The 19,822-nt window shown below is 61.0% G+C and carries 17 protein-coding genes and 7 tRNA genes; 16 read left to right on the top strand and 8 right to left on the bottom strand.

The window, feature by feature from the left end; genetic code table 11:
- Positions 1-51: 51 nt before the first annotated feature.
- From crl to MRK42_RS04155, 3 genes are all read left to right on the top strand, one after another.
- Complete coding sequence (gene crl / locus MRK42_RS04145; RefSeq protein ID WP_026457559.1) at positions 52-444, top strand: sigma factor-binding protein Crl; 393 nt, start codon at positions 52-54, stop codon at positions 442-444.
- A 154-nt stretch (positions 445-598) separates the two neighbouring features.
- The gene (gene proB / locus MRK42_RS04150; protein ID WP_042028272.1) at positions 599-1,702 is read left to right on the top strand and encodes a glutamate 5-kinase; all 1,104 of its coding nucleotides are present in this window, start codon (positions 599-601) and stop codon (positions 1,700-1,702) included.
- 33 nt (positions 1,703-1,735) lie between these two features.
- Complete coding sequence (locus MRK42_RS04155; RefSeq protein ID WP_338611794.1) at positions 1,736-2,989, top strand: glutamate-5-semialdehyde dehydrogenase; 1,254 nt, start codon at positions 1,736-1,738, stop codon at positions 2,987-2,989.
- Between the two features lie 84 nt (positions 2,990-3,073).
- Here MRK42_RS04155 and MRK42_RS04160 read toward each other — a convergent pair whose 3' ends face one another.
- The 4 genes from MRK42_RS04160 to rsgA are packed head-to-tail and all read right to left on the bottom strand — an operon-like array spanning position 3,074 to position 5,513.
- On the bottom strand, positions 3,074-3,325 hold the full coding sequence (locus tag MRK42_RS04160; RefSeq protein ID WP_042028274.1) for a DUF2960 domain-containing protein: 252 nt from the start codon (positions 3,323-3,325) through the stop codon (positions 3,074-3,076).
- A gap of 4 nt (positions 3,326-3,329) precedes the next feature.
- Complete coding sequence (locus MRK42_RS04165; protein WP_338611795.1) at positions 3,330-3,581, bottom strand: VF530 family protein; 252 nt, start codon at positions 3,579-3,581, stop codon at positions 3,330-3,332.
- On the bottom strand, positions 3,578-4,450 hold the full coding sequence (asd, locus tag MRK42_RS04170; protein ID WP_201891699.1) for an archaetidylserine decarboxylase: 873 nt from the start codon (positions 4,448-4,450) through the stop codon (positions 3,578-3,580). The genes MRK42_RS04165 and asd overlap by 4 nt, the downstream gene beginning before the upstream one ends.
- 28 nt (positions 4,451-4,478) lie before the next feature.
- The gene (gene rsgA, locus MRK42_RS04175; protein ID WP_201942097.1) at positions 4,479-5,513 is read right to left on the bottom strand and encodes a small ribosomal subunit biogenesis GTPase RsgA; all 1,035 of its coding nucleotides are present in this window, start codon (positions 5,511-5,513) and stop codon (positions 4,479-4,481) included.
- 91 nt (positions 5,514-5,604) lie between these two features.
- On the opposite strand from rsgA, the gene orn reads away from it, so the two are divergent.
- The 8 genes from orn (at position 5,605) to MRK42_RS04215 (ending at position 7,024) form a co-directional block, all read left to right on the top strand.
- Positions 5,605-6,150 (top strand): oligoribonuclease, encoded by a 546-nt coding sequence (gene orn / locus MRK42_RS04180; protein WP_201942094.1) that lies wholly within the window; start codon positions 5,605-5,607, stop codon positions 6,148-6,150.
- 178 nt (positions 6,151-6,328) lie between these two features.
- Positions 6,329-6,404 (top strand) — tRNA-Gly (locus MRK42_RS04185).
- Between the two features lie 36 nt (positions 6,405-6,440).
- Positions 6,441-6,516, top strand: a tRNA-Gly gene (locus MRK42_RS04190).
- A gap of 32 nt (positions 6,517-6,548) precedes the next feature.
- Positions 6,549-6,624, top strand: a tRNA-Gly gene (locus MRK42_RS04195).
- 24 nt (positions 6,625-6,648) lie between these two features.
- A tRNA-Gly gene (locus MRK42_RS04200) sits at positions 6,649-6,724 on the top strand.
- A gap of 24 nt (positions 6,725-6,748) precedes the next feature.
- Positions 6,749-6,824: transfer RNA gene (locus MRK42_RS04205), tRNA-Gly, on the top strand.
- Positions 6,825-6,848: 24 nt separating this feature from the next.
- A tRNA-Gly gene (locus MRK42_RS04210) sits at positions 6,849-6,924 on the top strand.
- Positions 6,925-6,948: 24 nt separating this feature from the next.
- Positions 6,949-7,024, top strand: a tRNA-Gly gene (locus MRK42_RS04215).
- 229 nt (positions 7,025-7,253) lie between these two features.
- On the opposite strand, the gene MRK42_RS04220 is transcribed toward MRK42_RS04215, so the two are convergent.
- The 3 genes from MRK42_RS04220 to MRK42_RS04230 form a co-directional block, all read right to left on the bottom strand.
- On the bottom strand, positions 7,254-7,463 hold the full coding sequence (locus MRK42_RS04220; RefSeq protein ID WP_005297820.1) for a cold-shock protein: 210 nt from the start codon (positions 7,461-7,463) through the stop codon (positions 7,254-7,256).
- Positions 7,464-7,734: 271 nt separating this feature from the next.
- Positions 7,735-8,397 carry a LysM-like peptidoglycan-binding domain-containing protein gene (locus tag MRK42_RS04225; RefSeq protein ID WP_338611796.1) on the bottom strand — a complete coding sequence of 221 codons (663 nt, stop codon included), beginning with the start codon at positions 8,395-8,397 and terminating at the stop codon, positions 7,735-7,737.
- A gap of 99 nt (positions 8,398-8,496) precedes the next feature.
- The gene (locus MRK42_RS04230) at positions 8,497-10,599 is read right to left on the bottom strand and encodes a methyl-accepting chemotaxis protein (protein WP_338611797.1); all 2,103 of its coding nucleotides are present in this window, start codon (positions 10,597-10,599) and stop codon (positions 8,497-8,499) included.
- Positions 10,600-10,852: 253 nt separating this feature from the next.
- On the opposite strand from MRK42_RS04230, the gene gltX reads away from it, so the two are divergent.
- Positions 10,853-12,268: a glutamate--tRNA ligase gene (gene gltX, locus MRK42_RS04235; protein WP_216992992.1), complete on the top strand. Its 1,416-nt coding sequence runs from the start codon at positions 10,853-10,855 to the stop codon at positions 12,266-12,268.
- Between the two features lie 138 nt (positions 12,269-12,406).
- Here gltX and MRK42_RS04240 read toward each other — a convergent pair whose 3' ends face one another.
- Positions 12,407-13,657 carry a methyl-accepting chemotaxis protein gene (locus tag MRK42_RS04240; RefSeq protein WP_026455921.1) on the bottom strand — a complete coding sequence of 417 codons (1,251 nt, stop codon included), beginning with the start codon at positions 13,655-13,657 and terminating at the stop codon, positions 12,407-12,409.
- A 32-nt stretch (positions 13,658-13,689) separates the two neighbouring features.
- Between MRK42_RS04240 and MRK42_RS04245 the strand changes: the two genes are divergently transcribed.
- From MRK42_RS04245 to nudC, 4 genes are all read left to right on the top strand, one after another.
- The gene (locus MRK42_RS04245; RefSeq protein ID WP_042070094.1) at positions 13,690-14,511 is read left to right on the top strand and encodes a potassium channel family protein; all 822 of its coding nucleotides are present in this window, start codon (positions 13,690-13,692) and stop codon (positions 14,509-14,511) included.
- Positions 14,512-14,654: 143 nt separating this feature from the next.
- A complete protein-coding gene (locus tag MRK42_RS04250) occupies positions 14,655-15,260 on the top strand; it encodes a TIGR04211 family SH3 domain-containing protein (RefSeq protein WP_042028283.1) in 606 nt (201 codons plus the stop codon).
- Positions 15,261-15,563: 303 nt separating this feature from the next.
- On the top strand, positions 15,564-18,728 hold the full coding sequence (gene putA / locus MRK42_RS04255; RefSeq protein ID WP_338611798.1) for a bifunctional proline dehydrogenase/L-glutamate gamma-semialdehyde dehydrogenase PutA: 3,165 nt from the start codon (positions 15,564-15,566) through the stop codon (positions 18,726-18,728).
- 200 nt (positions 18,729-18,928) lie between these two features.
- Positions 18,929-19,708 (top strand): NAD(+) diphosphatase, encoded by a 780-nt coding sequence (gene nudC, locus MRK42_RS04260; RefSeq protein ID WP_338611799.1) that lies wholly within the window; start codon positions 18,929-18,931, stop codon positions 19,706-19,708.
- Positions 19,709-19,822 lie beyond the last annotated feature (114 nt).

Consider the following 19,822-nt stretch of genomic DNA (forward strand, 5'->3'; position numbering starts at 1 on the left):
AAATCTGATGCCATCACAAGGTGGCGCGGCTTGTTTAACAGGGAGGTTAACATGTCTGAAAGAGTGACCTACAAGCGACTGCTGAGGCAATTCGCTGCCATAGGCCCCTATCTGCGCGAGGATTTGTGTGAAGAGGGGCGTTATCGTTTCGACTGTCTGTCCGTCTGTGTCAGCGCAAAGCCGGCACCGGACAAGCGGGAGTTCTGGGGCTGGTGGCTGGTACTGGAGCAGGATGACCATCACTTCCGTTATCACTATCAGCTCGGTTTCTACGATGCAGACGGGGTGTGGCTCGACAAACCCGTCCCCAAGAAACACCAGGCAGAAGTGGAACGGACCCTCAATCACTTCTACAAGCTTCTGGTGGACAGATTGACTGTGCTTGAGTGCCACCTGGCGCCAGCCGAGCAGGTAACCAACGAACTGGCGGTCACCGCCGCCTGATCCCCGATACCCTGCGAGGGACTCACACCCTCGCAGGGTTATTCTTGTTCTCCCCTTCGCGGATTTTCGCCCCTTCTTCCGACGTTAATTGCCTTGCAGGGCCTGATGGCCGTGGGTATAAAGGGATTCCTTACTTTTTAGCCTTTATGCTCCCATGGAAAACAGAACCATAGTCGTCAAGTTGGGCACCAGCGTGCTCACAGGGGGGTCTTCCCAGCTCAATCGTGCCCATATGGTCGAGCTGGTCAGACAGTGTGCGGCCTTGCACCGTCACGGCCATCGCGTCGTCGTCGTCACCTCGGGGGCCATTGCCGCCGGGCGTGAGCACCTGGGGCACCCGCCACTTGCGCCAACCCTGCCCAACAAGCAGATGCTGGCGGCGATAGGCCAGACCCAGCTGATCCGGGTATGGCAGGATCTGTTCAACCTCTATGGTCTGCATATCGGCCAGATGCTGCTGACCCGTGCCGATCTCGAGGATCGCGAACGCTACCTCAATGCTCGCGACACCCTGCGTACCCTGCTCGATCACCGCATCATTCCGGTCATCAACGAGAACGACGCCGTGGCCACCGCCGAGATCAAGGTGGGGGACAACGACAACCTCTCGGCTCGTGCTGCCATCCTGGCCGATGCGGATCTGCTGATCCTGCTTACCGACCAGAAGGGGCTGTTTACCGCCGATCCGCGCACCAACCCGGATGCCCAACTGATCGAGGAGGTGCAGACCATAGACGACACGCTGCGCAAGCTGGCGGGTGGCAGTGTCAGCGGCCTTGGCACCGGCGGCATGGCCACCAAGCTGCAGGCGGCCGACGTGGCCCGCCGTGCCGGTATCGACGTGGTGATCGCCACCGGCCAGGTGCCGGAGGTAGTGGGGCGCCTGGCCAAGGGCGAGCGTATCGGCACCCGTTTCCCGGCCCTGGCCACGCCGCTGGAAGGGCGCAAGAGCTGGATCCTGGCAGGTCCCCCTCCCCACGGCGAAGTGCATGTGGATCAGGGGGCCGTGGCCGCCATGCAGGAGAAAGGCTCCAGCCTGCTGCCCAAGGGGATCGTCGCGGTCAAGGGGGATTTCGTGCGCGGCGACGTGGTGCGTATCCTGGGACCCAAGGGCGCCGAGCTGGCGCGCGGCATCTGCCGTTACAACCATCAGGAGCTCGACAAGCTGCAGGGCGTCCATTCGGACCAGATTGAACAGGTATTGGGTTACGGCTATGGCGCCGTGGCCATTCATCGGGATGATATGGTGCTGCTGTGATCGCAGCATCCGCATGAACAGAAGGGAACAGTCATGAGTCTGGAAAAAATGGGGCAGGCGGCCCGTGAGGCCGCCTATCAGCTGGCCACCGTCAGCACGGCACAGAAGAATCGGGCGCTGGCTGCCATCGCCGACGAACTGGAGGCGCGAAGCGCCCAGATCCTGGCTGCCAACGAGAAGGACATCGCTGCAGGGCGCGAGGCGGGGCTGTCGGAGGCCATGCTGGATCGGCTGTTGCTCAATCCGGCCCGTTTGGCCGGCATCGTAGCTGACGTGCGCAAGGTGATCACCCTGGATGACCCCGTGGGGGCCGAGATCGACAGCCGGGTATTGGAGAACGGCCTGCGTCTCTCCCGCCGCCGGGTGCCCATCGGCGTCATCGGCGTGATTTACGAGGCGCGCCCCAACGTTACCATCGATATCGCCAGCCTCTGCCTCAAGACCGGCAACGCCAGCATACTGCGCGGCGGCCGCGAGACCTTCCACTCCAACCTGGAGCTGGTGCGGGTGATCCAGAGTGCGCTGGCCGCCTCAGGTTTGCCCGAGGCAGCGGTACAGTACATCGACAACCCGGACAGGGCTCTGGTCGGTGAGCTGCTGCGCCTCGACCGCTACGTGGACATGATCATTCCCCGCGGCGGCGCCGGGCTGCACAAGATGTGCAAGGAGAACAGCTCCATCCCCGTCATCATCGGCGGATTCGGCATCAGCCATATTTTCGTGGACGAGAGTGCCGATCTGGTGCGTGCCTTGCCCCTCATCGACAACGCCAAGGTGCAGCGCCCCTCCGCCTGCAACGCCCTCGATACCCTGCTGGTGCACGAGAAGATTGCCGAGCGTCTGTTGCCTCAGCTGGTGAGCCTGATGAACGAGCGCAAAGTGGCGCTGGTGGCCACCCCGGAGGCCATGCCCCTGCTGGCTGGTGCCGAGCAACTGCGCGCAGCGGGTGTCGAGGACTTTGATACCGAATGGCTGTCGCTGACCCTGGGGATCAAACTGGTGGCGGACGTCAACGAGGCGCTGGCCCATATGCGCGAGCACAATGCCAGCCACTCGGACGCCATCCTCACCAACGATCTGGCCAATGCCGAGCGTTTCGTCAATGGCGCCGGTTCGGCGGCGGTCTATGTCAACGCTTCCACCCGTTTCACCGACGGTGGCCAGTTTGGTCTGGGGGCCGAGGTGGCGGTATCGACCCAGATGCTGCACGCCCGTGGTCCCATGGGGCTCACCGAGCTCACCAGCTACAAGTGGGTGGGCCAGGCGGACTATCTGAGCCGCGCCTGATGTATCTTGGTGCCAGAGATGAAAATGCCGACCCCGGGGTCGGCATTTTGTTTTTTGAAGGTTCCCGGCATCGCGCCTGGGTACTTATTCCTGGGGATCCCGCTCAATGACGATGTTGGAGAAGCCCAGCTCCTTGAAGTAGTTCTCGCGGTAATCCTTCACGCTCTTCTTGTCGCGCCGGCATACCTGGGCCAGTTGCGCCTCCATGGCATGGAAGCTGGCGAGGTCGATCCCTTCGGCGGCGGCAACGGCATCATAGATGCTATTGAACTTGTCGTTGGCGTAGCCGATCTCCCTGGCCTGCTTCTTGTAGGTGTAAGTAATCTTGAACGCCATGGCGTTATTCCTTTGATTTGGCTTGCTTGCGCTGAACGTAGAGGTAGAGGCTCTCTACCTTTTCCCGTGCCCAGGGGGTCTTGCGCAAAAACTTCAGGCTGGACTTGATGCTGGGATCCTGGGTAAAGCAGCGGATATTGATCTCCTGCCCCAGTTTTTCCCAGCCGTAGTGTTCGACCAGGGCGGTGACGATGGCTTCCAGTGTCAGCCCGTGCAGCGGGTTGTTCTTCTGTGAAGAGGCGGGCCGTTCGCTCATGCCTGCTCCGCCAGCTTGGCAAAGGGTTGACCCATGCGGGTGGTGACCCCGTTGGCCAGATGGGGCTCGAAACCGGCCAGCATGCCCGGGCCAAACAGGCAGACCACGGTGCTGCCGAGCTTGAACAGACCCATCTCGGCACCTTTTTGCAAGGTGATGGCCTCGTCGCCTGTGTAGTCCCAGCGCACCACCTTCTTCTCTTTGGTCGGCGCTATGTTGCCGGCCCAGATGGTCTCGATGCTGGCCACGATAGTGGCACCGACCAGCACCAGCGCCATGGGGCCATGCGGGGTGCGGAAGGTGGCCACCACCCGTTCGTTGCGGGCAAACAGGTTGGGCACGTTTTCGGCGGTGAGCGGGTTGACCGAGAAGAGATCCCCCGGCACGAACACCATGCTCTCCAGCACGCCATCGAGCGGCATATGGATGCGGTGGTAATCCTTGGGCGCCAGATAGATGGTGGCGAAGTCGCCATCCTTGAACGGCGCCACCAGATCCTCATAACCGCCCAGCAGCTCGCGGGCGCTGTAGTCGTGGCCCTTGGCCTGGATGATACGGCCTTGGCTGATGGGGCCGAGCTGGCTGACGGTGCCATCGACCGGCAGGGCCAGGGTCATGGCGTCTTCCACCAGGGGGCGAATACCGGGCTTGAGCTCACGGGTGAAGAACTCGTTGAAGCTCTTGTAGTGGGCAGGGCTCTCGTGCAGCGCCTCGCTCATGTCGACCTGGTACTGCTTGATAAAGGCCTCGATCACCTTGGTGGTGAGGTTGCCCGCTTCGGCGGCGGCAAGCTTGCCCACCAGGCGGGAGAGGGCGTGTTTGGGCAGACAGTATTGACCGGCAATTTTCAGGTTGTCAGTAATGCTCATGTTCATCATCAACGTAGGTTAAACAGGGTCACAGGCGTGCCTGTTGGCGACCGTGACGGGCTTCCTGCATGGTTTCCAGGATGCGGTGATAGTTGTGGAAGCGATCGGCGCTGATGGCGCCCGCTTCGACCGCGGCGCGCAGGGCGCAGCCGGGATCGTCCTTGTGGGTACAGTCGCGGAACTTGCAACCGCCCAGATAATCGCGGAACTCGACGAAGCACCAGGTGATGCGGTCGGCTTCCAGATGCCAGAGGGCGAACTCGCGGATCCCGGGGGAGTCGATGAGATCGCCGCCGCTCGGGAAGTGGTAGAGCCGCGCCGTGGTGGTGGTGTGCTGGCCGAGCCCCGAGTTCTCGGAGATCTCGCCGGTGAGCACATCCAGCCCCGGCATCAGGGCATTGGTGAGGGACGACTTGCCGACCCCGGACTGGCCGACGAAGATGCTGATCTTGTCGGTCAGGGCGGCTTTCAGCTCATCGAGTCCTTCGCCGCTCTCGCAACTCACCAGCAGCACTTCGTAACCGAGTTTGCGGTAGGTTTCGAGTTGGCGCTCGATGCGCGCTCTGGCCGCATCATCGAGCATGTCGACCTTGTTAAGCACGATGAGAGGCTGGATCTCCACATCCTCGGCGGCTACCAAGTAACGGTCGACGATGTTGGTGGAGAACTCGGGCATCACCGCCGAGACGATGATGATCTGGTCGATGTTGGCGGCGATGGGTTTGACCCCGTCGTAGAAGTCCGGCCGGGTCAGCACCGAGTGGCGCGGATGCACCGCCTCAATGACGCCCGCAGTGGTGGCATTGAGGCCGGGCCGCCAGACCACCTTGTCGCCGCACACCAGGCTGCTGATGCTGCTGCGTCTTAGATTGCTGCGGTGGATGGTGCCGTCGCTCGCTTCTACGTCTGCATGCTGACCGAAACGGCTGATCACCACCCCCTCGATGGCCGGGCCAAACAGGGTGTCATCCACGACAGTGGTGTGCTCTTTTTGCAGTCGCCGCTCGCGGTTGGCCTGGACGCGCCTTTGTTGACCCAGATTGAGTTTTGCTTTCTTTGCCACTCGATTCGCCAGTTTATGAACAGATCCAAAGCCAGTATGATACATGCAATTTGGCAAAATTCCGCCATTCCTCCCAATAGAGAGAGCAATCATGACAGTCAGCGCGCAGAACCTGGTATGGATCGACATGGAGATGACGGGTCTCGACCCTGAAGAGAACGTGGTACTGGAGATCGCCACCATCGTCACCGACAAGGACCTGAACGTGCTGGCCGAAGGGCCTGTCATCGCCATCCACCAGAGCGACGAAGAGCTGGCCAAGATGGACGACTGGAACGTCAATACCCACACCAAGAGCGGTCTGGTGGACCGGGTCAAGGCGAGCCAGCACGACGAGGCGAAAGCCGTCGCCGAGACCCTCGACTTCATTCGCCAGTGGGTACCGGAGCGCACCAGCCCGCTGTGCGGCAACAGCATCGGCCAGGATCGCCGCTTCATGGTCAAGCACATGAGCGATCTGGAAGCCTTCTTCCACTATCGCAACGTCGATGTCAGCACCATCAAGGAGCTGGTACGCCGCTGGCAGCCGGAGCTGCTGGATCAGTTCAAGAAGAGCGGTACCCACCAGGCGCTGGACGACATTCGCGAATCCATTGCCGAGCTGCAGTTTTACCGCAGCCACGTCTTCAAGATCTGAGTCTGCGGCAAGGGCTTGTGGTCTCCCGGTTGCTAAAATCGACAGTTCGGCCAGCTTTTGAGCGAACGCGCGCAACCAGACAAAAAAGCCCTTGCAATTGGAATGACTGCTCTTATAATTCGGCTCCCGTACAGTAGCGCAAGCAACCAAATGCTGTACGGCCTGTTTTAAGGCAGTTGCGGGAATAGCTCAGTTGGTAGAGCACGACCTTGCCAAGGTCGGGGTCGCGAGTTCGAGTCTCGTTTCCCGCTCCAAAATTTGATGATGACACTGGTGCAAACCAGCCCGATGCGGGAATAGCTCAGTTGGTAGAGCACGACCTTGCCAAGGTCGGGGTCGCGAGTTCGAGTCTCGTTTCCCGCTCCAATCATCATTTCGCTTAAAGACAACCCTTTGTTGCGGGAATAGCTCAGTTGGTAGAGCACGACCTTGCCAAGGTCGGGGTCGCGAGTTCGAGTCTCGTTTCCCGCTCCAAACATTTGCAGATGACATTCCGTTGCGGGAATAGCTCAGTTGGTAGAGCACGACCTTGCCAAGGTCGGGGTCGCGAGTTCGAGTCTCGTTTCCCGCTCCAAACATTTGCAGATGACATTCTGTTGCGGGAATAGCTCAGTTGGTAGAGCACGACCTTGCCAAGGTCGGGGTCGCGAGTTCGAGTCTCGTTTCCCGCTCCAAAAATTTGTAAGTGACATTCCGTTGCGGGAATAGCTCAGTTGGTAGAGCACGACCTTGCCAAGGTCGGGGTCGCGAGTTCGAGTCTCGTTTCCCGCTCCAATCACTTGCAAATGACATCATGTTGCGGGAATAGCTCAGTTGGTAGAGCACGACCTTGCCAAGGTCGGGGTCGCGAGTTCGAGTCTCGTTTCCCGCTCCAATCTCTCCTCGAAGTCCTATCACTCCTCCTGATTTATCAATGACATCGCGCTGCGATGATTTTTCGTATCTGGCGTTTGCCCAGATCGGCTTTTCCATTTTTTGCAAACCGGGTTTGTACGTGGCTGGTCGTAGGGGACGGGATCATGACCCGTGGCGGGGGAGCTGAAAACGACGGACAAAAAAATAGGAGGGGCGGCGGCTCCTCCTACGGGTTCGCTGGCACGGGCTTAGATAACGGTGACGTTCTCGGCCTGCGGGCCTTTCTTGCCCTGGGTCACAGTGAACTGGACTTTTTGACCTTCAGCCAGGGTCTTGAAACCCGCGCTCTGGATGGAGGAGAAGTGAACGAATACGTCCGGACCCTGGGATTGCTCGATAAAGCCAAAACCCTTGGTTTCGTTGAACCATTTGACCTGGCCGGTGCGAATGTCAGACATGTGCTAAATCCTATCTATAACAATATGAAACTAAGCCCGGTGGGGCTGCATTTGCCTTGTTGCAGGGGTTGGCTCATGACTGACCACGTCTCATTGTCCCAGTAGCACGCAGAACAATCCCTGTCTAAAGCAAAAACGATTGTACGTTAGCACCTACCCTTGTCAATTTTGCCCCTTTCGTTTTTTGAACAAGCTAAAAATATTGTGAAGTCAGCAGCTTATTTGAGGGAAAACGGCATAAAAAAACGGGAGGCCTGGCCTCCCGCTTCTCTTACTCCTTGAGGGCGAACCCCTCGCCCTGCCGATCGTAGCGATAGATGGCCTGGCCGTAGGAGCGAATTTCCACCCGCTGGATGCGACGATTTTCGTCCACCAGGATGAAGACCGATTTGCCGGATTGCAGCCGGGTCAGCGGACGATCCGGCCCTTCGATGGCGATGAGGCGACTCAGTTCCACCCCCGGCAGCTCGAATTTGCGGAAAATGGAGTAGAGGGTCTCGCCAGCCTGCACTTCGTGCTGCAACCAGGTACCGTTGACCTTTTCTTCCACCGCCAGTTTGGCGGCAACTGCCGAAGAGGTGCTGCCGACAGTCAGTGCCTGGCTGGGTACGGCAAGGGGAATATCGAGTGAACCTGACGGGGCCACCGTTGGTGCACTGGGGGCCGGCTCCCAGGCCAGCACCAGCAACCAGAGCGGGGTCAGGATCAGCAGCCCTATGGTGTTTTTGCGGGGCAGCGGGCTGCTCAGCTTGAACCTGGCGGCCTTGGGTTCCTGGCTACGTTGGCCAAAGCGGCTCATACCCTGGCCGATGCGCTGGCGCAGGGGCAGGGTTGCGGCATTGATACGATGGAGCAGGGATCCTTGTGATTCGTCTTGGCGACGCTGCTGGGCTCGTCTGTTATGGCCACGTGGGCGACGGTCCGGGGTGGGCACGGCATTTACCTCTCACTACATTGCCTGCCATCAGGCAAATACGCTGCCTATGGTAAACGGACTCGCCCCCGAGGGGGAGAGTCCGTGAGAGGAAAATTATCAGCTGAGACGAAATTGTCCCAACAATTGCTGCAATCGCTCTGCGGCCTGACGCAGAGCCTGACTGGCTTTGGCCGTTTCGGTCGCATCCAGGGCGATGTCGTTGGCCAGTGCGTTGGTTTTTGACAGATTGCCGGAGACGGTCTCGGAAACCGAGCTCTGCTCCTCGGCGGCAGAGGCGATCTGGTAGGTCATGTCGTTGATGGTGGAGATGGCCTGATAGATGCTGCCAAGTGCCTCTTCCGCCAGATCCGCCTCGCCTACCGCCTGGTGGGTCAGCTGCTGGCTCTGGTTGATGGCGTTGACCGCGTTGGCCGAGCTGTGGCGGATCTTCTCGATCAGCTCCTGGGTGTTCTGCACCGCCTGCTGGGTGTTGCCTGCCAGCTTGCGTACCTCGTCGGCCACCACTGCAAAGCCGCGGCCCTGCTCGCCGGCGCGCGCCGCCTCGATGGCGGCGTTGAGCGCCAGCAGGTTGGTCTGGTCGGCAATGCCCTGAATGACGGTGAGGATGCTGGTGATCTGCTCGCTGTCGTGGGCCAGCCCTTCCACTACCTCGGCCCCTTTCCCTGCCTCTGCGGCGACCTTGTGCATCGACTGGATCACCTGCTGGAAGCGTACCTTGCCCTGATCCGCCGCGCTCTGGGCCTGCTTGGCCGAGTCGGCGGTGTTGTTGGCGTGGGTGGCCACCTCCTGGCTGACGTAGGACATCTCCTGCACTGCGGTCAGCATCTGTTCCATCTCTGCCTGATGATGCTGCAGGTTGTTGTCGGTCTGGCCGGCGATGCGGTCGGTGTCACCGGCGTGACGGTTCACCTCGCTGGCAGTTTTCAGCACATCGCCCAATAGCCCCTGCAGCTTGTCAATGAAGCGGTTGATGCCCTTGGCCAGATCCCCCAGCTCGTCCACCGAGCGGGTGGTGAGGCGCTTGGTGAGATCCCCTTCGCCGTCGGCGATGTCATCCACCAGGCTGACCATCTGACGGATGGGGCCCGTGATGCTGCGAGCGATCACCAGCATGGTGGCCAGCGCCAGCACCAGCACGATGAGCGCACCCACCAGCTGTTGGGTCATGGCGGCCCGGTTCATGTCGCTCAGTTGAGCTTCCAGCTGATCGGCGCCCGCCAGCACTACCTTGTAGGGCAGGGTGACTATGATGGCCCAGTTGCGGGCCATGCCCGGCACCATGATGGGCACCGAGATCCGGAATGAATCGTTCAGCTCCTGACGCTGAACCTCCGGCTTCAGATATTGTTGCCACTGCTGGCCGAGCACCTTGTCGGCCCGCCCACCCAGCAGGCTGGCATCCCCGCTGGTGCCGGTGATGACACCGGCGGCGCTGACGATCAGGGTTTCGCCCTTGCCCTCATAGATGTTGCTGTTGAGGGTCTTGGCCTGGCGGCTGATGGAGTCTACCGCCAGATCCAGTGCGGCGATCCCCTTGAACTGGCCACCCACCATGATGGGGGTGGTGATGGTGCTGACCAACACCTGCTGGCCGTTGATGTCCACCTTGAAGGGATCGATGAGGCAGGAGCGTCCCTCCCGTTTCGGACAGGAGTAGTAGTCGTTGGCCGGATTGCCGAACTCGTCGGGGTCGGTTTTCTCGATGGAGAGCAGCAGATCCGTGCCGATCTGATCCTTGTCACGATAGAAATAGGGCACGAAGCGACCCTTGTCATCGCTGCCGAGCGCGCTCTGGCCGGCGAAGCTGGCGTCCTGGCCATCGAAGCCGCTCGGTTCGAAACCGGCAAAAGCGCCGTACAGTTGCGGCTCGAGTGCGAGCTGGGCCTTGAGCAGATCGGTGGCCTGCTGGCGAGTCAGGGGCAGCTTGCCCTCCTGCTGCAGGGCGAGGGCGCTGGCCATCTGCTGGGTGTAGGAGAGTCCCTTTTGCAGCAACTGGGTGATGGCGGCCGCTTCGGCACGGGCGTTGGCGCTGACTTTCTGCCAGGCCTCCTGTTGCAGGGCTGCGCGGCTGGAGCTGATGGTCAGCTGTTGGGTTTGTTGGCCCGAGTAGTGGTTGAGCAGGATCAGGATCACCAGGGCGGTGGTCATGGCGATCCCGGCCATTACCAGAATACGATTCTGGATAGAACGAAACTGCATCGTGCGTTCCTTGTGACGTGGAAAGTTGTTTGAATTATCGGCAGGGCGGGAGGCTTCTCCAGCAATGCTGCCTAGCAAAGCGGAAAAAACTGAACGGTTTTGCGATCCTCTTCAAAAATTGATGGGCATGCCCTATCGACCGCTTATTTCTTGTCCGGCACCCTCATGGTTTTCCCATCCGTCACTGTCGGTGCTAAAATGCGACGGTTTTTTTTTACGCATTGGCCCAAGGCCCTCTACACAAGGCTTAAAGATGAAAGTCAAAACCCGTTTTGCTCCCAGCCCGACCGGCTTTTTGCATGTCGGCGGTGCCCGTACCGCACTCTATTCCTGGTTGTTTGCAAAGAATCAGGGCGGTGAGTTCGTGCTGCGTATCGAGGATACCGATCTGGAACGTTCCACCCAGGAGGCGATCGACGCCATCATCGAGGGCATGGAATGGCTGGAGCTGAACTGGGATGAGGGCCCCTACTATCAGACCAAGCGTTTCGATCGCTACAACGCCTTGATCGACGAGATGCTGGCCGACGGTCGCGCCTACAAGTGCTACTGCTCCAAGGAGCGTCTGGAAGCGCTGCGTGAAGGCCAGATGGCCAACGGCGAGAAGCCCCGTTACGACGGCAAGTGCCGCCATGGTGATCACGATCACCCGGCCGATGCGCCTCACGTCATCCGTTTCCGCAACCCGACCGAAGGTTCCGTGGTGTTCGACGACCACGTACGTGGCCGCATCGAGTTCGCCAACACCGAGCTCGACGATCTCATCATCCGCCGCACCGACGGTGCCCCCACCTACAACTTCTGCGTGGTGGTGGACGATTGGGATATGGAGATCACCCACGTGGTGCGTGGTGAAGACCACATCAACAACACCCCGCGCCAGATCAACATCTACAAGGCGCTGAACGCGCCGGTGCCGGAGTTTGCCCACGTTTCCATGATCCTGGGTGACGACGGTGCCAAGCTCTCCAAGCGCCACGGCGCTGTCTCCGTGATGCAGTACCGTGACGACGGCTATCTGCCGGAGGCTCTGTTGAACTATCTGGTGCGTCTGGGTTGGTCCCACGGCGATCAGGAGATCTTCAGTCTGGAAGAGATGATCAAGCTGTTCAGTCTGGATGCCATCTCCAAGTCCGCCTCCGCGTTCAACACCGACAAGCTGCTGTGGCTGAACAACCACTACATGCGCAGCCTGGATCCGGCCTATGTGGCCAAGCACCTGGCTTGGCACATGGCCGACCAGAAGATCGACACCAGCAATGGCCCGGCCCTGGCCGACGTGGTGACCCTGCTGGCCGAGCGCTGCAATACCCTGGTGGAGATGGCCGCCCAGAGCCGCTATCTGTTCGAAGAGTATGAAGCTATCGACGAAGCGGCTGCCAAGAAGCATCTGCGTGGCGTCGCCGCCGAGCCCCTAGCCTTGGCCAAGGCCAAGCTGGCTGCCCTGGATACCTGGACTACCGAAGCGCTGCACGAGCTGATTGAAGCCACTGCCGCCGAGCTGGGTCAGGGTATGGGCAAGGTCGGCATGCCGCTGCGCGTGGCGGTGACCGGTCTGGGTCAGTCCCCGGCCATCGACGCCGTGATGGCGCTGGTGGGCAAGGAGCGCGTGCTCGCCCGCATCGATCGCGCTTTGGCGTATATCGAAGCGCGCATGGCTGCCGAGTAAGCTGGCCATCGTCAGGCCGGGCGGGATACCTGCCCGGCTGGACACCAGATACAAAAAATCCGAAACGCCATGTTTCGGATTTTTTTATGGTTGCAGTTTTGTGTGGCGGAGCCTGGCTGAGCAGGCTCCGGAGCGGGATCAGGTCAGCTTGAAGGAGTTGATCTGGCTGTCCAGATCCTTGCTGTGTTGCTCCACCAGCTCGGAGGCCTCCTGCAGCTCCCGCAGTACCACCACGGAGCCTTCGGCGATCTGCTTGACCTGCTCCAGGTTGCCGCGCATCTCTTCGGCCACCGAGCTCTGTTGCTCGGAGGCGGCGGCGATGTGGCGGTTCATGTCGGCCACCCCTTGCACCCGCTGCACTATGGTGGCGAGTTGATCCCCCGCGCGAGTGACCTGCTCTACTCCCTTGTCCGCCTGTTGCACGCTCTGGGACATCAGCTCGGCCGCTTGGGCAGCATTGCCCTGCAGCTGTTCGATCATCTTCTGGATCTCGACGGTGGCCGCCTGGGCCCGGTTGGCCAGCTCGCGTACCTCGGAGGCGACTACCGCAAAGCCACGACCGGCCTCACCGGCGCGGGCTGCCTCGATGGCGGCATTCAGCGCCAGCAGGTTGGTCTGCTCCGAGATGCCGCGAATGGTGTCGACCACAGAGCCGATGCGATCCACCCCCTGTTCCACCTGATTGACCACAGTGGCGGAGCGCTGGATGTTGCCGGAGAGGGTGTCGATTGTGTTGACGGTTTCCGCTACGCAGCGGCTGCCCTCTTCGGCCAGCTGGCTGGTTTCTGTGGTGGCATGGGAGGCCTGTTCCGCATGGGCCGCCACTTCACGAATGGCGCCGACCATCTGGCTCATGGCGCTGGCCAGCTGCTCTATCTGGCCGAACTCTTCGTTGATCGCCTCGTTGGCCTCTTCCATGCAAAGGGTTACCTGGGAGGCGATTTCGTTGAGCTCCTTGCAGGCGGCACGCTGGTTGCCAAACACCGCCTTGAGGTTTTCCTGGGAGTGGGAGACCGCCTTGGCAATGTCACCGAACTCATCGCGGGAGTGGAGCAGCACCTTGTGGCTGAGATCCCGCTTGGCGAAGCGCTCCAGCAGGCCGACCAGATAATGTACCTGCTTCACCATCAGGCGGGAGCCGGTCAGCAGCAGGATCACGAACAGCAGCCCCATGATGGCCGTCTCCATCAGACCGGTCCAGAGCAGGCGGTCGGCAATGGCATTTGCCTTGTCCGGATCCAGCCCTTCGCTGAGCAGGGTGGCTTCCAGATTGTTGGCATCGAACCAGAGCTTGGTGAGCAACAACAAGGTACTGAATACCATCAGCAGTACTACCTTGGGTACCAGCCGTATATCACTCATCCGCTTCTCTAGCAGGTTTAGCTGCATATTTTTTCTCCTTTAAAAAACTGCTTTTTCCTTTGTCCTCAGGGCTATCGGCATTATCTTCCCTTTTATTAATTTGCACTGTGTTTAAAGTTGGAAAATGTATGCGACATCACTTAACTCATCTGCGGGCCACCGATCTGCTGATGGCCTTCCTCTCCGTTATCTCGGTATTGCTGGTTACGGCCCGTTGGTGGGGGCACGAAACCCTGACTTCCCAGACACTGCAACTCTTCTATGACCTCGACAGCCTGATCTGTTACTTCTTTCTCGCCCACTTCGCTTATGGCCTGGCCCGCGCTCCTGACAGGAAGGCCTACTTCAAGGCCAACTGGTTTTATCTGCCGGGCAGTCTGCCCATGGTGGAGTCCCTGCGCTGGGCCCGGTTGATCCAGTTGTGGCGGGTCTATCAGTTGCTGCGTAGCCAGCCGGACCTGCTGGCCATGTTTCGTCGCGAGCGAAACGAAACCACCATCTCCGGCATCCTGTTCCTGTTCGTCCTCTTGCTGGGGCTCGGCTCCGGGATCATGTACTGGATTGAATCCGGTCAGCCGGGCAGTGAAATCGAGACCCCCTATGATGCGTTCTGGTGGACCCTGGTGACCCTCTCCACCGTGGGTTACGGGGATCTGGTGCCCAAGACGGAGGAGGGGCGCTTTGTGGCCAGTCTGCTGATCCTGTTCGGGGTCGGCCTGTTTGGCGCGCTCAGCGGTTTCATGGCCAGCCTGTTTCTGCAGCCCAATCGCGGTGATAACGACACCGAGAAGTGGCGTCATCACTACAATGCCCAGCAGGAGCAGTTGTTGCAGGAGTTGCGAGCGCTGCGGGCCGAGGTACGGGAGCTGAGAAACAAGTGATGATGAGGTCAAAAAGTGGCCAAGTCATGCATGGCAGGGCAGGGAGTGCCCCCGGGGGAAGCGTTTTCTTTGCTTGTCCTTTAACCTGCCGGCGGCTTAACATTCAGCCTCTTACCCAAAACTGAAAAGAGAACCGATCGACCATGCGCGCCCTTCTCGGGATTTTGATCTGCTTGTGTGCCGGCCAGGCACTGGCCGAGACCCGTTATGTTTCAGACAACATATTTACCTATATCCACAATGGCCCGGGGACCCAGTACCGGATCCTGGGCAGCGTCAAGGCGGGTGAGCCGCTGGAGATAAAGTCGGTGAACGGCGAAGCCGGTTTCACTCAGGTGGTGGACGGCCGTGGCCGTGAAGGGTGGATCAAGAGCAGCGAGCTGCAGAGCCAGCCCAGCCTGCGCGAGCGCCTGCCCCAGGTCGAGAAGGAGCGGGATGAGCTCAAGAGTCGCCTGCAGAACCTCAACGGCGACAACGAGAAACGCTTTGCCGAGAAGGATGGCCAGATTGAACTGCAGAGCAATGAGATAGCGTCGCTCAAGGCCCAGCTTGCCAGCCAGGGCGAGGAGATGAGCAATCTCAAGGAGCAGAACGATGCCCTGACCCAGAGTTATGACAACCGGGAACACGACATGCAGATGGACTGGTTCATCCGTGGCGGTGCCATGGTAGGGGCCGGCATCCTGCTCGGCATCCTGTTGCCCATGCTGCCTCGTCGCCGCAGCCGCAGCGATCGCTGGATGAATTGACAAAAATTGTCTGACTGAGCAGAAGGGTCGCCATGGCGGCCCTTCTCTGTTTTTGTCGTTTGACGCAGGGCCGGAGGGGGCATAAAGGGAGAGCAAAATTGTATACAAAACAAGATGTGAAGCTGGCCTGAAAAGGGCATTTTCACCCTGAGATAGCCATAAAACTCCCATGTCAGCGATTTTTGTTAAAACAAGGCAACAAATTTATTTCATATAGGGTGCAATATTGTATACATTATCGGCGTTTCGGCGGCACGGCCGCCTTCGTCGATATCAGCCCTAGGGCGTACAGGAAGACCCCATATGTTCAAAGCGACTCAAGTGCTTGCAGCTGACTATATTCCCTCCGATCTGGCCGCCCTGCGCGAAGCCATCACCCAGAACTATGTGGTGGATGAAAATGCCTATCTGGCAGAGCTTGCCGCCATGCTGCCGGGAGATGGCGCCTCGCTGGAACAGGTGACCCAGCGGGCCCGCACCCTGGTGACCAAGGTGCGCAAGGAGAGCGGTTCCGGCGACGGTATCGACGCCTTCCTGCAGGAGTACAGCCTGGATACCCAGGAGGGGATCATCCTGATGTGTCTGGCAGAGGCGCTGCTGCGCATCCCCGATGCCCAGACCGCCGATGCCCTGATCAAGGACAAGCTTTCCGGCGCCAACTGGTCTTCTCATTTTCGCAAGAGCGACTCCACCCTGGTCAACGCCTCGACCTGGGGCCTGATGCTGACCGGCAAGATCATCAAGCTCGACAAGAAGCTGGACGGCAATCCGGCCAACCTGCTGGGGCGCATGGTCAACAAGCTGGGCGAACCCGTGGTGCGCTCTGCCATGTACGCCGCCATGAAGATCATGGGCAAGCAGTTCGTGCTGGGGCGCGATATGAAGGAGGCCCTCAAGGCGAGCCGCAAGTCCCGCGAGCTGGGTTACACCCACACCTACGACATGCTGGGTGAATCGGCGCTGACCATGCAGGACGCCGACAAGTACCTGGCCGACTACCACAACGCCATCGAGGCGGTGGGCGGCGAGCGGATCAGCGACGGCGGCCCGGCACCTTCCATCTCCATCAAGCTCTCGGCGCTGCATCCGCGCTATGACGTGGCCAACCGCGAGCGGGTGCTCGGCGAGATGTGCGAGCGGCTGGTGGGGCTGGTGCGTCTGGCCCGCGACAAGGACGTGGCCATCAGCATCGACGCCGAGGAGATGGACCGCCTCGAGTTGTCGCTGGATCTGTTCGAGCAGCTCTACCGCTCCGAGGCGAACCGTGGCTGGGGCAAGCTCGGCATGGTGGTGCAGGCCTACTCCAAGCGTGCCCTGCCGGTCTTGTGCTGGCTCACCGCCCTGGCCCGCGAGCAGGGGGATATCATTCCGGTACGTCTGGTGAAGGGGGCCTACTGGGACAGCGAGCTGAAATATGCCCAGCAGGCCGGTCTGCCCGGCTACCCGCTGTTTACCCGCAAGGCCGGTACCGACATCTCCTACCTCGCCTGTGCCCGCTACCTGCTGAGCGAGCCGACCCGCGGTTTCATCGCGCCCCAGTTTGCCACCCACAACGCCAATACCGTGGTCAGCATTCTGGAGATGGCCGGCGATCGCCAGTTCGAATTCCAGCGCCTGCACGGCATGGGGGAGGAGCTGCACAACGCCGTGCTCAATGACAACCCGGGCCTGCACTGCCGCATTTATGCACCGGTCGGCGCCCACAAGGATCTGCTGCCCTACCTGGTGCGCCGTCTGCTGGAAAACGGCGCCAACACTTCGTTTGTGCACAAGCTGGTGGATCCCAACACCCCGGTGGACAGTCTGGCCGAGCACCCGCTGCGTACCCTCAAGCGCTACTCGAGCTTTGCCAACGACCGCATCCCGCAGCCGGTGAACCTGTTTAGCGATCGCAAGAACTCCAGTGGCGTGAACATGAACATCGTCTCCATCCAGCGCCCCTTCTTCGCCGGGCTCAAGGAGTTGGAGAGCAAGCAGTGGCTGGCGGGCCCCATCGTCGATGGCGAGACCCTCAAGCGTAATGAAGCCCGCGTGGTGCTGAGCCCGCAGGACGTGAGCCTGACCGTCGGCAAGATCCACTGGGCCGACGAGCAGGCGGTTGAGCAGGCGCTGGCCTCTGCCCATGCCGCCTTCCCGCGCTGGCGCGAGACGCCGGTCTCCGAGCGTGCCGCCGCGCTGGAAAAGCTGGCCGATCTTTTGGAAGCGAACCGCAACCAGTTTATTTCGCTCTGTACCCGTGAGGCGGGCAAGCTGCTGCAGGACGGCATCGACGAGGTGCGCGAGGCGGTGGATTTCTGTCGCTACTACGCGGTGCAGGCTCGCAGCATGATGGGTCAGGCGACCCTGCTGCCCGGCTACACCGGCGAGCAGAACGAGCTGTTCCTGCAAGGGCGCGGCGTGTTTGTCTGCATCAGCCCGTGGAACTTCCCGCTGGCCATCTTCCTGGGGCAAGTCGCGGCGGCGCTGGCCACCGGCAACACCGTCATCGCCAAACCGGCTGAGCAGACCGGCCTCATCGCCCATCTGGCGGTGACTCTGGCCCATCAGGCTGGCATCCCGGGTGACGTGCTGCAGCTGCTGCCGGGCGACGGTGCCACAGTGGGCGCCAAGCTGACAGCGGATCCCCGCATCGGCGGCGTCTGCTTCACCGGTTCCACCGAGACCGCCAAGCTCATCAACCAGACCCTGGCCAATCGTGACGGCGCCATCCTGCCGCTCATCGCCGAGACCGGCGGCCAGAACGCCATGATTGTCGACTCCACCGCATTGCCGGAGCAGGTGGTGCGCGACGTGGTGAGCGCCGCCTTCCAGAGCGCCGGCCAGCGTTGTTCCGCCCTGCGGGTGCTGTTCCTGCAAGAGGAGATCGCCGATCGGGTGCTGGAGATCCTCACCGGCGCCATGCAGGAGCTCAAGGTCGGTAACCCGGCCGAGCACAACACCGACGTGGGCCCGGTCATTGACGCCAAGGCCAAGGCGGGGCTGGATCTGCACCTGGCCAGGATGATCCCGAAAAGCCGCCTGATCGCCCAGGCCCCCATGCCGAAGGCAACCCAGGAGGGACACTTCGTCCAGCCGACCGCACTCGAGATCCGCTCCATCAAGGAGCTGGAGCGCGAGCAGTTCGGCCCCATCCTGCACGTGGTGCGCTATGTCGCCCGGGATCTGGAGCAGGTGATCAGCGACATCAACGGCACCGGCTACGGCCTGACGCTGGGCATTCACAGCCGCAACGAATCCCACGCAGAAGAGCTGGCGAGCCGCATCAACGTGGGCAACGTCTATATCAACCGCAACCAGATCGGCGCCATGGTCGGAGTGCAGCCGTTCGGTGGCCAGGGCCTCTCCGGCACCGGCCCCAAGGCGGGCGGCCCCCACTATCTGAGCCGCTTCGTCACCGAGAAGACCCGTACCATCAACACCACGGCGGTGGGGGGCAACGCCTCCCTGCTGGCAATGGGGGATGCCTGATCGACAGTTACCGACATCAGGCCGCCTGCGGGCGGCCTTTTTCATGGGCGTTTTTCATGGGTGTTGAAAAGCCGCCATCTTGGGGTCGCCACCCGGCTTGCCGCGCCTTAATATGGTGGCCGGTTGTCGCTTTCATCCGTCACCGCCGCCCTGTCTGGGCGAGCATCTCGACCGACGTCACAACAAAGAGTGCTGCATCTATGCCATTAACCGAACAGGCCCGCTGGTTCGTGCTGGGGGGCGATCACCTCGTCCTGCTGGATGACCAGGGGCGCATTCCACAAGGCCCCCGCGCCTGTCTGCCCAGCCACCTGCAGCATGCCGCCTTTGAGCGCTTTGACGAGTGGGAGGGCCTGCCCTGCTATCTGCTGGATCTGGGGGAAGAGGCCGAGACGTCTCTTATGACCCCCTTGCGCCAGCTGATGGTGGCGGGGGATGAGGCGGGTTTTCATCTGGCGGGGCGCGCCTGGCAGCTGGCGACTTTTCGCCGAACCCACCGCTTCTGCGGCGAGTGCGGCGCCCCCATGGCGCCCAAGGCGGGGGAGTGGGCGCAAGGGTGCCGCCATGGCCACATCGTCTATCCGCGTATCTCCCCCTGCATCATAGTGGCGGTGCGCAAGGGGCCGGCCATCCTGCTGGCCGCCCATCGCCGTCACCATCAGGTCGAGGATCCCATGTATACGGTGCTGGCGGGCTTTGTGGAGGCGGGGGAGAACCTTGAGCAGTGCGTAGCGCGCGAGGTGTTCGAGGAGAGCGGCATCCGGGTGCGCAACGTGCGCTATGTGGCCAGCCAGCCCTGGCCTTTCCCCCACAGTCTGATGATGGGCTTTACCGCCGACTACGAGAGCGGCGAGATCCGGATACAGGACGAGGAGCTGGTGGCCGCCGACTTCTTCGAAGCTGACCGTCTGCCAAGGCTGCCTCCCCGTGGCACCATAGCGCGGCGACTCATCGAGCTTTGCCTGGCGGGCGAGGCCTGAGGCGAATCGTTATCCCCCCGTTGTAAAAAGGGACGCTTGTTTGCGTCCCTTCACATCTTTGCAACCGGCCCTGGATTTGCCACCCATTGGGCAGTCCGTTCCGGCGGGCAAAGT

Source organism: Aeromonas sp. 19NY04SH05-1 (assembly GCF_040581895.1).
GTDB lineage: Bacteria > Pseudomonadota > Gammaproteobacteria > Enterobacterales > Aeromonadaceae > Aeromonas > Aeromonas enteropelogenes.